General features: G+C 40.4%; 15 protein-coding genes. All 15 read right to left on the reverse strand.

The window, feature by feature from the left end; translation table 11 throughout:
- Positions 1-100: 100 nt before the first annotated feature.
- The 15 genes from FXV78_RS18400 to FXV78_RS17745 all read right to left on the reverse strand — a co-directional run bounded on the left by FXV78_RS18400 (position 101) and on the right by FXV78_RS17745 (position 13,435).
- Positions 101-3,520 carry an immunoglobulin-like domain-containing protein gene (locus tag FXV78_RS18400; protein ID WP_243133488.1) on the reverse strand — a complete coding sequence of 1,140 codons (3,420 nt, stop codon included), beginning with the start codon at positions 3,518-3,520 and terminating at the stop codon, positions 101-103.
- A gap of 234 nt (positions 3,521-3,754) precedes the next feature.
- Entirely contained in the window at positions 3,755-4,396 is a 642-nt protein-coding gene (locus tag FXV78_RS17680; protein ID WP_004844242.1) for a DUF4317 family protein, read from the reverse strand.
- Between the two features lie 55 nt (positions 4,397-4,451).
- Positions 4,452-4,850, reverse strand: coding sequence for a GGDEF domain-containing protein (locus FXV78_RS17685; protein ID WP_226971826.1), 399 nt, complete (start codon positions 4,848-4,850; stop codon positions 4,452-4,454).
- The gene (locus tag FXV78_RS18405; RefSeq protein WP_131588785.1) at positions 4,781-6,223 is read right to left on the reverse strand and encodes a tetratricopeptide repeat protein; all 1,443 of its coding nucleotides are present in this window, start codon (positions 6,221-6,223) and stop codon (positions 4,781-4,783) included. The genes FXV78_RS17685 and FXV78_RS18405 overlap by 70 nt, the downstream gene beginning before the upstream one ends.
- A gap of 214 nt (positions 6,224-6,437) precedes the next feature.
- The gene (locus FXV78_RS17695) at positions 6,438-7,133 is read right to left on the reverse strand and encodes a 5'-methylthioadenosine/S-adenosylhomocysteine nucleosidase (protein WP_004844245.1); all 696 of its coding nucleotides are present in this window, start codon (positions 7,131-7,133) and stop codon (positions 6,438-6,440) included.
- A gap of 36 nt (positions 7,134-7,169) precedes the next feature.
- Positions 7,170-8,063 carry a sensor histidine kinase gene (locus FXV78_RS17700; protein WP_004844246.1) on the reverse strand — a complete coding sequence of 298 codons (894 nt, stop codon included), beginning with the start codon at positions 8,061-8,063 and terminating at the stop codon, positions 7,170-7,172.
- A gap of 15 nt (positions 8,064-8,078) precedes the next feature.
- Positions 8,079-8,903: an ABC-2 transporter permease gene (locus FXV78_RS17705; RefSeq protein ID WP_004844247.1), complete on the reverse strand. Its 825-nt coding sequence runs from the start codon at positions 8,901-8,903 to the stop codon at positions 8,079-8,081.
- Positions 8,896-9,810 (reverse strand): ABC transporter ATP-binding protein, encoded by a 915-nt coding sequence (locus tag FXV78_RS17710; RefSeq protein ID WP_004844248.1) that lies wholly within the window; start codon positions 9,808-9,810, stop codon positions 8,896-8,898. The genes FXV78_RS17705 and FXV78_RS17710 overlap by 8 nt, the downstream gene beginning before the upstream one ends.
- 97 nt (positions 9,811-9,907) lie before the next feature.
- Positions 9,908-10,570 (reverse strand): response regulator transcription factor, encoded by a 663-nt coding sequence (locus FXV78_RS17715; protein WP_004844249.1) that lies wholly within the window; start codon positions 10,568-10,570, stop codon positions 9,908-9,910.
- A gap of 39 nt (positions 10,571-10,609) precedes the next feature.
- Positions 10,610-11,113 carry a GNAT family N-acetyltransferase gene (locus tag FXV78_RS17720; RefSeq protein WP_004844250.1) on the reverse strand — a complete coding sequence of 168 codons (504 nt, stop codon included), beginning with the start codon at positions 11,111-11,113 and terminating at the stop codon, positions 10,610-10,612.
- Between the two features lie 55 nt (positions 11,114-11,168).
- Positions 11,169-11,543: a DUF5301 domain-containing protein gene (locus tag FXV78_RS17725; protein ID WP_004844251.1), complete on the reverse strand. Its 375-nt coding sequence runs from the start codon at positions 11,541-11,543 to the stop codon at positions 11,169-11,171.
- Positions 11,544-11,616: 73 nt separating this feature from the next.
- Entirely contained in the window at positions 11,617-12,375 is a 759-nt protein-coding gene (locus tag FXV78_RS17730) for a class I SAM-dependent methyltransferase (protein WP_004844252.1), read from the reverse strand.
- A gap of 168 nt (positions 12,376-12,543) precedes the next feature.
- Entirely contained in the window at positions 12,544-12,870 is a 327-nt protein-coding gene (locus tag FXV78_RS17735; protein ID WP_004844253.1) for a DUF6054 family protein, read from the reverse strand.
- Positions 12,830-13,120 (reverse strand): GNAT family N-acetyltransferase, encoded by a 291-nt coding sequence (locus FXV78_RS17740; protein WP_044949403.1) that lies wholly within the window; start codon positions 13,118-13,120, stop codon positions 12,830-12,832. Before FXV78_RS17740 ends, FXV78_RS17735 begins: the two co-directional genes overlap by 41 nt.
- 33 nt (positions 13,121-13,153) lie before the next feature.
- Positions 13,154-13,435 carry a hypothetical protein gene (locus FXV78_RS17745; RefSeq protein ID WP_004844257.1) on the reverse strand — a complete coding sequence of 94 codons (282 nt, stop codon included), beginning with the start codon at positions 13,433-13,435 and terminating at the stop codon, positions 13,154-13,156.
- Between the last annotated feature and the right edge of the window lie 27 nt (positions 13,436-13,462).

A 13,462-nucleotide genomic window follows, 5' to 3' on the forward strand; every position in this document is an offset into this window, starting at 1 on the left:
CCACTCCTCTCCAACACCAAAATAGGCATGATCGGAGCACTGTCTTCTGCACAACTTCCGATTTTGCACCTGCTACTGTATCTAAAATCTCATAAACCACTTATTTCTTTTTGCGTCTTTTCCCCAGCAACATTGTCAGTAATCCAGACGAACCTGCAAACATAGATCCGAACAAACCAATATTAGACATATCCGCTGTCTTCGGCGATTCGGACTGCTGACTTGGTTTTCCAGGCTTTGTGTCAGCCGGCTTGTTCGGCTTCTGAGGTTCCGCAGGCTTATCTGCACTCTTTTCCCTCACAGTAACTGTGATCGTCTTTATTGTGCTTGCTCCTTGACTGTCTGTTACCTTATATGTCACTTCATAGGTTCCTGCTTCCTCTTTATTCACGGTGTTCTTCAGCACTTGGATCTTATCTGTCAGATTACCGTCTTCCTTATCTGTAGCTGTTACTCCTTCCAATACGGCGAATCTGTCTCCTTCTGTCAATACTCGGTCGGATGCATTGATCACCGGCACTTCATTCAGCACTTCCTGTTTTGGATTCACAGTTACATAAATCGTCTTTGTTGTACTTGCTCCCTGACTGTCTGTTACTTTATACGTTACTTTATAGATGCCGACTTTTGTTGTATCTACTTCATTATTCAACACTTCAATACTTCCGCTGATATCTCCGTCTTCCTTATCTGTAGCTGTTACCCCTTCCAATACGTCAAATGCGTCTCCTTCTGTCAATACTCGGTCGGATGCATCGATCACCGGCACTTCATTCAGCACTTCCTGTTTTGGATTTACAGTTACATAAATCGTCTTTGTTGTACTTGCTCCCTGACTGTCTGTTACTTTATACGTTACTTTATAGATGCCGACTTTTGTTGTATCTACTTCATTATTCAACACTTCAATACTTCCGCTGATATCTCCGTCTTCCTTATCTGTAGCTGTTACCCCTTCCAATACGTCAAATGCGTCTCCTTCTGTCAATACTCGGTCGGATGCATCGATCACCGGCACTTCATTCAGCACTTCCTGTTTTGGATTCACAGTTACATAAATCGTCTTTGTTGTACTTGCTCCCTGACTGTCTGTTACTTTATACGTTACTTTATAGATACCGACTTTTGTTGTATCTACTTCATTATTCAACACTTCAATACTTCCGCTGATATCTCCGTCTTCCTTATCTGTAGCTGTTACCCCTTCCAATACATCAAATGCGTCTCCTTCTGTCAATACTCGGTCGGATGCATCGATCACCGGCACTTCATTCAGCACTTCCTGTTTTGGATTCACAGTTACATAAATCGTCTTTGTTGTACTTGCTCCCTGACTGTCTGTTACTTTATACGTTACTTTATAGATACCGACTTTTGTTGTATCTACTTCATTATTCAACACTTCAATACTTCCGCTGATATCTCCGTCTTCCTTATCTGTAGCTGTTACCCCTTCCAATACATCAAATGCGTCTCCTTCTGTCAATACTCGGTCGGATGCATCGATCACCGGCACTTCATTCAGCACTTCCTGTTTTGGATTTACAGTTACATAAATCGTCTTTGTTGTACTTGCTCCCTGACTGTCTGTTACTTTATACGTCACTTCATAGATACCAACTTTTGTTGTATCCACTTCATTATTCAACACTTCAATACTTCCACTGATATCTCCATCTTCCTCATCTGTAGCTGTCACCCCCTCCAAAGGATCGAAAGTATCTCCAACTGTTAACTCCTTATCCTCTACATTAATAACCGGCGGTGTATTTTTCTTTTCTTCAAATACCGGATATAATGTAATATTTTTTTCTACTTTACTGTCTTTTGTAAAAAGCTCCCCGCTGCCATCCTCTTTTTCTGACCAGCCTTTAAACACCTTTCCTTCCGGAATCGTTACTTCCGGCAGTCTTGCCTCTCCAATCTTCTCACCCTCTGGCACAAATGCAAACGATTCCTTTGAATCTACCATATATTTTACAAGACAATGTCCTGTTGCATTGATATTCCAATTTCTAAATATTGGGTTGATATCTTCTTTTACAAAGACGGACGTATTCGTAACTTTTTCTCCATAATAACTGCTGATACCAGCTCCCGGAACCGTCACTGCTGCATTTTTCTCCTTCAGCTCATCTGTATCCCCAAACGGAGTGTGCCCTGTAATAGTCGGCATCTCTGGTGCTGTTTCTGACAAAAATGTTACAGAAGCTCTTTCCTTGATCGGTGTTGCATTACGCCCGATGGATCTTAATGATTCTGGGAAAACAAGCTCTTCAAACGAACACTCTTTAAATGCATTTTCCCCTAATTCCACAATACCGCTCAAATCAACTGATGTAAAATTTGCTCCACCGCTGTCAAAAGCACTGTTTCCGATGATCTGAGCATTCGGCAAACTCAAAGTTTTCATTCTTACCGTGAACTTCGCCCCATTAAATGCATGGTTTGCAATCTTTGTAACACTTGAAATTTCAAACACTTCCAAGCCCTGAGAGCTTCTGTTCCCTGCATTCAGAAAACAAAAGCTTCCCAGTTCCTTCACTCCCGAAAGCCTCACTTCTTCCAGATTATTCAGCCCTGAAAATGCGTATGCCGGCAATGCTTTTGTTTCTTCTCCTGTCTCTGTATACATTTTTGTATGTTCTAAATCAACTGTCAATCTTTTCAGATTTCGAAATTTGACGTTGTGATCAGTTACACCACCCAGCCAGACAAGATCCTTGTATTCCAGATTTCCGTTTGTAATGCTCAGACTCTCTACATTCTTTGGCGTGATACTATTTTTATCTACGATCTCCTGTATGCTTTTCCCTGTATATGACTGATCATCAATCGTTACACCAATCTCCAATTTATCCTCCGGAACATCATTGACCGCATACGTTGTGATTTCCAGAGCATTTGCATACTGGTTCTCCGGCTCCTGCCCGGAACCTGACGAATAGCTTTCTCTGACAACAATTTTGACCTTTAACGCCTCTACCGGGTCAAACTCAAAAGTCGCTGCACGATTGGTGCCTGTTCCAGTAGATGGACTATATGTAATATTCTCAAAAGACCCTGCTTTTTTCCATCCCGTATCACTGGCCGGATCTGCTCCCGGATCTGTTGTATAATAAACATCTATATTCTTAAAAACACCGTTTCCCACACCATTTTGAGCCGGTTTTCCCAGATAATCGATTCTTCCGATCTTGGTCACCTGATCCAGACTGTAACTGATCCAATGCGGCATTTTTTTCTGTCCATCCTGGCTCCAGAGTGTATGCCACACTGTTGACTCATTACCGTCAAACGCATGCTGAGCACGCCCGTTGTTTTGCCCTTCCCCTGTAAGTTCTTCGCTGTCCGCCACCGGATTCTTCACAGACACTTTTGTATACTTTTCTTCTTGTTCCGACGTCACGGCTTCCTGCATATTCTCCTGTGCCAGTACCACCGCTGGAAATCCTGTGAGAGCAGTCGTTGTCCCAATCATAAGTGCCGAACTGACTGCCACGATTTTTTTTGTTTTCATTGTGTTCTCTCCTTCATTATTTTATTAGATTTGGCACAAAAAAAGCGCACAGATCCTCCTTGTCACAGAGTAATCGGTGCGCTTTTTCTATCAGAGATTGCACATGAAAAGAGCCGACATTTCCCATTTGTCGGTCGCAAACACAGCTGTACATAAACATGGCTGTCATCCCCCTTTCAAATCTCTCAATGCTTTTACCTATGTGCTTGATTATACTAAAAAAAACTCCTTTTTTCAAGATTTTTCGGAAAATAATATCTGCAGTAATTCCTGATGCGGATGTTCTGAATCTGCCTGAAACACATCCACACAATTCAATGCCGCTCCCCCATCAAAAAAGGCCGGAAATAAAAATCCACATTCTGGTTTTCCCGGTTCATAATCTCCTGTAACCGGAGAGATCACGCAGATCAGATACTCAAACATCTGCTCAGATTCTCCCAGTCGTTCCTTATCCTTCGCCTTTGCAGGAATGTCATACCGGTCATGAAACAAATACACAGCATACTCCTGTTCTGTCTGATACACTTCTGTCACTTTCTCGTAAAACACATCCAACAGTGCATCGTTTTTTAACCCACAGTCCCGGATTCCCATTAGCAGCTGACGCATACCTCCCTGTTCAGATTCTGGAAATACATAGCGTTTCAGATTCTGATTGGTCTGTGCAAATGGAACCGTTTTCGCAAGCTCCAGATTTTTCTCACGTTCTGCAGGAGATAGTTTCAGAAAATTCACGTTAAATGTTCCGTCAATAAAACCTTCTGCGTCTGCATAGCATCCTGCGATTCTGGTCATGGAAGTTCGTTTTACTGTCATACGTCTTGTCAAAGCAAGTATTTCTTCTCGATTGATACTCATTGTTTTTCCATTCATTTTTTTCTTTTCCCTTTTCTATGGTTTTCGATAATATATCATCCGTTTCGAACAATCAGTATTCCTCTGTATATACTTCATATCTGTTTCGTCCTTTTTCTTTTGCGCGATACAACGCAATATCTGCCTTATCAATCAGACTATAAATATCCTGCCCTGCATATTCTGTATTATAAATCCCCATGCTGACAGTCAGTTTGTCTGATATATCTGAGTATTTATGCTCTATACTTTTTTCTGAAAGCTTCTTTTGAATCTCATCTGCTGTTCTCAAAGCAGCATCAGGCCTGATCCCGGAAATGAACATCACCATTTCCTCGCCTCCGTATCGAATAACCGTATCATTTTTTCTTACACTGTTTCTCAGTATATCGGCAACCTCATTTATCGCAGAATCTCCTTGAACATGTCCGTAATGATCGTTATACTTTTTAAAATAGTCAATATCAATAATAAAAACAGAAGTCGGTTTTTCCCATAATTTTTTCTGTTTTTCTCCAAATAGTACGTTAAATATTTTCTGTTAAACAAGCCAGTCATAGAATCTGTAAAGCTCATTTTTCTTGATTTCATCCCGGATCTGACAGTCCAGACCACGATGACGAGCAACCCTAAGATCACCGTAATATTCACCAGCAGAGCCACTTGATATTGTCCCTCTTTTTTTGCCAGCAGCTGATATTGATACACCTCTCGAATCGAAGAAACATAAGTCTTGCTAAAGTTCTTATTATTTTTGATTATCTGATCACTGTACAAGGTACTATATTTTTTATAGTTCTCAAAATCATTTCTTTCCTGGTAAATTTTACACATTTGCTGATAAATAACTTCTTCAAGACCAAGTTCTTCTTCCGCAGACTGACTTAAGAGCTGTTCATACAACGACAGTGCTTCTTCATACCTGGTTTGCGCCATATATAATTCCGCATACGTCAAATTGACATATACATCTTTTTTGCTTGAAAATTCTTCGTCATCATTTTCAAGCAGCGCTGCTGCATTCTCAAGATATTCTTCTGCTTTTTCAAACTGCTCATTGTGAATCTCAGCTTTTGCCAAGATGTCATTTTTCAAAATTTCAATATCATCTCTGGCATACGCCTCAAGATTTGGAATCCACTCGTCTAACTGCTGCAGCCAGACAATCGCTTTCTCATATTGTCCAAGCTTAATGTAAGCATGAGCCCCATTGATAACAGAAAGGCTCTTATCAGAAGCTTCCCTGTTTTTATCATCCAGAGTAACTTTTATTGCATCTTTGTAATAGGAAATTGCATTTTCATATTCTTCCAGCATAAAATTAATATCGCCAATGCAAGTCAAAAATTTGCACTTATAATAATTATCATCCGGAATATCTGATGTTGTATCAATGATATAAATACCATCAAAATAATGCATCAACGCTTCGGAGTACCTTTCATTCAAACTGTATAATTGACCTATGTTTCCGTTTAACTGAACTTTTACTTTATTACTCAGACCTCTTGTGTTGTTTAGATAATCGGTCAAAAGCTCCGTGCTCTCCCCAATGTGCGCAGCATTGTTATATAAAAATGCTGCGATTTCCCTATGTAAAAACATATCATTTTTATACGCTTTATCCTGTGCCATATAGGTCAAAGCCATTTTACTGTTTTGAATTAAGTCCTCAGTCTCTCCCATTTCTTCCAGGGCGTAATTCCAAAAAATATAAGTATATATTTTTAAAAATGAATCGTCCGTATCTGTCATACTTTTTGCCGCCAATTTGAAATTTTCAATTGCCATCTCATATTCTGCGTCCTGGTAATCTAAATATCCTTTTATAAAGTAATATGACACATCTTGTCCTTCTTCTGACAAATAAGATTCCAGCTTTTCTCTGTTTTTTCCAGAAACACTGCCCTTTTTAATGTCCTCCTCTATACAGGAAACTGCCGCCGACTCCCTGGATGATTTTAAACGTAGATAGGAAAAAGTAACTATACCAATGATTATAAAAATAGATATAAAAATTATTGCAAAAGTTGCTTTTTTCTTTCTAATTTTCAATGTCTCACCTCTTACTAATTTCCATTCCGGCAACAATTTTCTCCACTACCTCCAGACACAGATCTGCTGCCGCATCCATTGTCTCCTGAAATTCTTCAAAACCGCCTTCAATTCCGTCACTCACACATTTTACCAACATGCATGGCACCTGATTTCGATTACAGGTAAGCACGATTCCCGCAGCCTCCATTTCACAGATATCCGCACTAAACATTTCATGCACTCTTATTTTCTGCTCGGGATCTGCAATAAATTTGTCTCCCGAAGCACAGACTACAGGCACTAATTCCGGATGAATCTTTCTGGCTGTATCACTTAACACTTTCGTCGTTGGAAGAAAGATATCGGGATACTGCGAATATCGTCCCACTTCTGTATGGTCTGCCGCACTTGTGTCAAAATCATAGTGAACAACTTTCTCCACAATACAGACTTTTGTTTTGGACATCTCTTCCGTAAGACCACCCACTACACCAAAATTCATCACGATATCTACGTGATATTCACTGATCAGAAACTGCGTTCCGGATGCTGCCGCAATTTCTCCCGGTCCACAATTCACAATAACCATCCGATATTGGTCCGTCTCATATTCCAGCACCTGATACCCTGCTGTCTCTTTTCTCTTAACCAGTTTTGCTCCATAACGCTTCAGTACTGACTGTAGCTCAACAGCAACGATCATGCCGATTGTTTTCATAGACTCTCTCCCTCATAAATAACTTCTGTAATTCCATTATAACTTCTGCACACTCACGCAGATCTCCAGTACGTTCTCTCTGTAATCCGCTGTGATGGTTCCGCCCATTTTCTCCATCAGTGCCTTTGCAATAGATAATCCAAGGCCTGTTGATTTTCTGGCCGTATTCACGGTATAAAAACGATCAAATAATCGTTCTGCCTGTACTTCTGACAAACCTGATGCATGGTTGGAAATCCGGATATCACCGTCTTCCGACAATACAATTTTCAGATCGCCGTCACTGTACTTCACCGCATTACTGAGAATATTGCCAAGAACACGGGACAGAGCATTTTCATTTACTCTCCCCGTGATCTGTTGATCCGGAATCGAAATCTCCGGAACAATATGATTCTGCTTTAAAACGGAGTAATACGCGGATATGCTGCTTTCCAAAATCCCATTTAACGGTAAGACTTGAAGCGTCATCTCTTCCGCTTCTGATATCACAATTGTATAACGAAACAATTCTTCCGTCAATTGTTTGAGTGCCTGTGCCCGGTTTTCAATCGCATCCAGATAACGCTTTATATGCTCCGGACATTCTTCTTTTTTGAGCAGGTTCAAATAACCATAAATCGCAGTCAATGGCGTCCGCAGATCATGAGAGATATTGGTAACCGCTTCTTTTAGTTCCAGGTTTCCCTGTTCATAGCATCGTCTTTTCTCATAAAATGTTTCCAACTGCAGATTGATTGCAGAAGCCAGCGCACACATCTCCCTGTCACGGCTGGAAATCCGGATTATGGTGTTTGTATTGGTCTTCAATAATTTCTGAAAATCTTTCCGGATTTCTTTTGCTGATTTTCGCAACAGATACACCTTGATCTGCAGCACAATATTATACAAAACCAGAATTCCTGCTCCACACCATACTCCAACTTCCATTTCCACTCACTTCTCCTATTTGATATCCTTCCGATTAAATAGATACAATCCTGCCAGGCTCGTTCCGAAAATGATCAAAATCGAATATCCCATCATTTTTCCGAGATTCAGAACTCCCTGATTAAAAATCTGTACGGCCTGCCCTGCCGGCAGAAAATCCAGGATATTTTGATAAACCGTACGGCTTATTCCCGTCAGATAAGCAGGATTTTTTACTGTTTCCATAACGGTTTCTCCATTTGCGATTACCGCCTGTGTGATCATCTCCGGCTGAGACAATTTCGAAAAAATAATCCCCGCAAACACCATCATAAAAACTGCCGCCAGAATGCAGACTACCGCAGAGGTTGTCTTACTGGAGCTTAGCATGGAGATCATATGAAAGATCGAAACATAAGAAAGCACCAGCAAAATTCCTGCCACACAGGTCTGCAGCATTGTCAAAGCCGGCATCTCTATCACGCCGAACATGGGAATGCCTGCCGCCAACCCTGCCGTATAAGCCAACAACACGCTGCACGTCCCAACCAGAAAGCTGATCCACAGATTCAATCCATATACTGCATTTCTTGAAGAACCGCTGATCAGTTTATTTCTCAATGTTCCATCGTGATATTCTGTTCCAACATATAAACTGACAAATACCGAAAGCAAAACTCCCATCACCAGAAAAAAATGAAATAGAAACGGATCCAGTAGATAATTTGCCCCACTTTCTTTCATCTGCATATATTGCGAAAGCATCAGGCAGACACTATAGATGGGAGGAATGATAACACAGGCATATGCGCCCTTATTTTTGCGAAGCCGATAGAGTCCCGCACGAAATAATTTATTCATGCTTGCCACCTCCCACTAAGTTGAGATAATAGCTTTCCAGACTTTCCTCGTATTCCTGCACGGAAAACATCCTGCAATTCTGTTCTGCCAACTCCAACGCAACATCGGAAACTACCAGTTCCCCATAAACATTTGCCTGCGTATCTGACAAGATCTCATATTCAAGACCTCTTTTATCCAGAATATGAGCGAGTACAGCAGTATCCGTCACTTGCAGTTTCACACACTTCCTACAGGTATTTTCCAGCTCTTCTGCCGTAATCTCTTTCACTATAGTTCCCTTGTCAATAAATCCATAATGAGTAGCAAGTCTTGACAATTCATCCAAAATATGACTTGAAATCAGCACCGTGATCTGTCTTTCCCGGTTCAGCTTTAATATCAGTTCCCTCATCTCTACGATCCCCTGTGGATCCAGACCATTGGTTGGCTCATCCAACACAAGCAGATCTGGTTTTCCTGCCAGCGCAATCGCAATTCCCAGTCTCTGACGCATTCCGAGAGAAAAATCTTTTGCCTTTTTCTTCCCTGCATCTTCCAGCCCCACCAGTTTCAAAGTCTGAGGGATCCCTTCAAAAGACGGCAAGCCCAAAACATAATACTGCTCTTTCATGTTTTCTTCCGCCGTCATATCCAGATAAATCGACGGGGTCTCCACAACTGCGCCGATTCTTCTCTGCGCTTCCAAAATTTTCTTGTCCGTATTTTCGCTTCCATATAACCTGTAACTTCCGGATGTCGGTCTTTGCAGTCCGCAGATCAGACGGATCAATGTAGTTTTCCCCGCCCCGTTCTTTCCTACAAATCCATAAATTGCACCTCTCGGGACATGCATAGAACACTGGTTCAGTGCCTTAAAGTGCCCGTAGTTTTTGCATAAATGATCGGTGGTTAATACATACTCCATAACAATTTGGCCTCCTTACCTTTTCTTTCCAACATATTCTATCTGTAAAGTGTTAAGAAAGCTGTTAAGAAAAGTGCAAAGAAACTGTAAATATTTCTCACTCTGCCATCTTAAAACCGATTCCCCATACTGCTTCTATATAATCTTTCCCCGAGATTTCCCGCAGCTTCTTTCTCAGATTACTGATGTGAACCCGCAGTGAACTTTCCATACAATCCGGTGTTTCTTCGCTGACACGGTCAAGCAGCACAGTCTTTGTGATCACCTGTTTTGGATGCTCCAGCAAAATTTTCAAGATGGCAAATTCTGTCTTTGTCAGTTTTACCTCATGTTCCCCAACCCATGCTTCATGCGTGACCATATTCACTGTAATTTCTCTATACATCAGTTTTTCCGAAGAATCTGATCTTGTACTTTTCCTGAGCTGCACAACAATCCTTGCCAGCAATTCTTCAATTTCAAACGGTTTTGTAATGTAATCCTCCGCGCCATTCAGCAAAAGAGCAACCTTATCTTTCACTTCAACCTTTGCGCTCATCACAATCACCGGAATTTTTTCAATCTGCGACAGCACTTCCTCTCCTGTAAGCCCCGGCAGCATCAAATCCAATAAAATCAGATCCGGCTTTTCGTTTGCCAGAAACAGTAATGCCTCTGTCCCGGAATAGGCATGGGAGACCTGATATCCCTCCTGTATCAGAACCTCTTCCAGCATTTCATTGATATGAATATCGTCATCTATGATTAAAATATGGCTCATAGAAAGCTCCTTCCTGATTTCAATTTTCTTATTCGGAATTTATAAAATTTTTGCCATATAATACTCGTCCACAACTTCTCCTTTTACCAACATTGATTTTGCTCTTATTCCTTCTACTTTAAAATCACTTTTTTCATATAATTTTCTTGCTGCTTCATTATGACATTCCACAGTAAGCTCCAGCCGAATGACAGAATTTTCCTTCGCCCATTTTTCCAGATTTTCAAAAAAAGTCGTGCCGATCCCTTTCCCCTGATACTCTTTCAATACACCCACAACAATATATGCAGTATGAAAATTTCGATGAAACTCTCCCCTCTCTGCCCGGAGATACCCCACTATTTTATTGTCTGCCTTTGCAATTTGTAAAAAGTCATTTCCATGTATCACGTTATGATAGATATCCGTTTCTAATTCTTGAATATCCATATGCTGCTTTCTTTCATTTGGTTCATACATCATAAAATTCGTTTCTGCATCAAGAGCATTTAACAAACTCCAGAAATGTTCCATTTCTTCGATTTCTATCTTTTTATAAATCACCTATATCCCCCTTATCACTTTAGAACCGTTTTCGGCTCCTTTGTAGCTTCCGGATTTAAATCATATCTTCAAAATTGTTTTCTATTTCATAAATTCCTTTATATGGACATTCAATATAATATTTCCCGTTCTCTTCATAATAAAACATGGTTGTCATTCCACCATTATTTTCAATATTTATCGTTCCATATTCTTCTGCTGACGGATAATCTTGAATCGATTGTTTCTCCGTTCGTTTTCCAGTCGCAATCTCTGATAATATCTTCTGGATGCTTTCTGAATCATCATATATTTTTTGAATACTGTTCGTGAAATCAATACAAATAGAGTCAACATTCTCCGCTTTTGGAAGAATCGGTGAGCGATTATCCTCTGCACATCCAAAACACAGACATAAACAAATTCCCAATACAACAAATAACTTCTTCATTCTACTTCTCCATATGTAAATTAAGCCCCTTGCCTTTTTCAGACAAGAGACCTAAAAACTTCTTCACAGTCTATCATTTCCTCGCTGCAATCAAATACCGATGAATCGTCCCTTCAATTTTCCCTTGATTCTCAATTATCCTTTGCATTTTCAGCAACTGCTCAAAGCATTTATCAACTGAAAAACCAGGAAACTCCCATTCAATAATATGTGCAAACCATACAAACGCACCAATATCATAAAATTTAATTGGTCGATACGCTTCCTCTGCAGCAAGAATATGAAATCCTGCATCGACAAACGCATTTCTCTGCTCTTCCAGATTTAAATGAGGAAACGGACTTTCCACTTCAGGCAGAACCATTTCCACTAAATCTCTATCGTTATCGCCGCCAACCTGTTGTGTAACAAAGATTCCACCCTTTTTTAATAATCGATACAATTCCCTGGCATCAAAATTTCCATGCCTGTTTATAATCATATCAAATGTCTCATTATCATACGGAATCCTTGAAGGTGTATTACACTCTTTAAAATCAATTCCTAAAGGCAGCAACTTCTCCTGACACAATCGCACATTCGGCTCGAATCCTTCTGTCGCTGCTGTTCTGGCAAACGGATGATTCAGAGACAATAAAAATTCACCCCCGCCCGTATCATAATCCAACACTTTGGCCGTATCCGTTAAATACTGTCTCACGATCTTCTCATAATCCCACGGCAAATCATTCTCTTCCTCATACCTCCCATGGATATGCGAAAAATCCCAACCTTTGATATATGCCGTCTTCTCTTCCTTTTTCCAAATTGATTTTAATTCTGCTCTATTCATTTTAACTGCTTCCTTTCAAATTTTCTATAAATAAAATGATTTGATCGGTGCAGCCCTGCCAGCATATGTTTTTACTTTTATTTTAACCTCGATACAATCTGCTGCCAGTTTTAAAACTGCACCGAGTAATTAATTCGTTTCATTCTCTCTAACCTCCGTATTTTCAATTTACAATAGCTCCTTTAGTTTGTCAAGAAACGCTTCTTCACCCCAGGTATTGATCTTGAAAAGCATTGCCTGACTGCCGCCTGCAGCAATCGCAGAAAGTTGAATCGGTCCGCTTCCATTCTGAAAAAGAGTTACATTCAGGCTCACCCGATTATCTCCAACATAACTATATCGTTCGAAAACACGAACACTGCATCTGGCAGTTCCACTTTCAAAGTCACTGAACTCTTCCAATGATGCTGACATACTACTGTTCTGTATGCCATTTTCAATTTTACGAAGTAATTCATAAAAATCTCCACTTACTGTCTGTTCTAATTTTGCCATCTTCGTTCTCCTTCTCTTTTAAAGTCACAGTCTGTAAATAGCCGATAAAAACTTTACGCGCATCTTCCACCGCCCATAGCAAAGGAGTCTCGCATATACCTGCTTTATACAGGAATTGTTTCGCTGCTTCCATGGAAAACGGCGGTTCAAGATACTCCATGACCTCGGAATCCGAGGGCACATGATACAGTGGAAACAAATCCTCTGTTGTCATTTTTCGGATTGTCAGTTTTTCTGTTTTCAAGAACACGGCCGCCTCACCTCTCCATACATTTAACCGCACCTACATATCTTCCAGTTTCTTAGAAATCACAAAATGAAGAATCAATGCCGCTGCAACGACACAAAGACAAAGTATCGTACACCACATCGGCACGCTCATATCCAGTTGAACCCGCAAAAGAAGTGTAATTGCCAAAAACACCGCACCTACAGTCTGTATAAAACTCAATATCTTCTTTTGAAATTCTTGTAATTTTCTTCTGTTCTTTATTTTTTCTAATTTCCAGATTCCATAATTAATCTGAATATCCTGCGCCGCTTCATCCGATATCAGTTCATCCATACTTACCTTCAATTCAAACGTGTGGAA

This window comes from Mediterraneibacter gnavus ATCC 29149 (assembly GCF_008121495.1).
Taxonomy (GTDB): domain Bacteria; phylum Bacillota; class Clostridia; order Lachnospirales; family Lachnospiraceae; genus Mediterraneibacter; species Mediterraneibacter gnavus.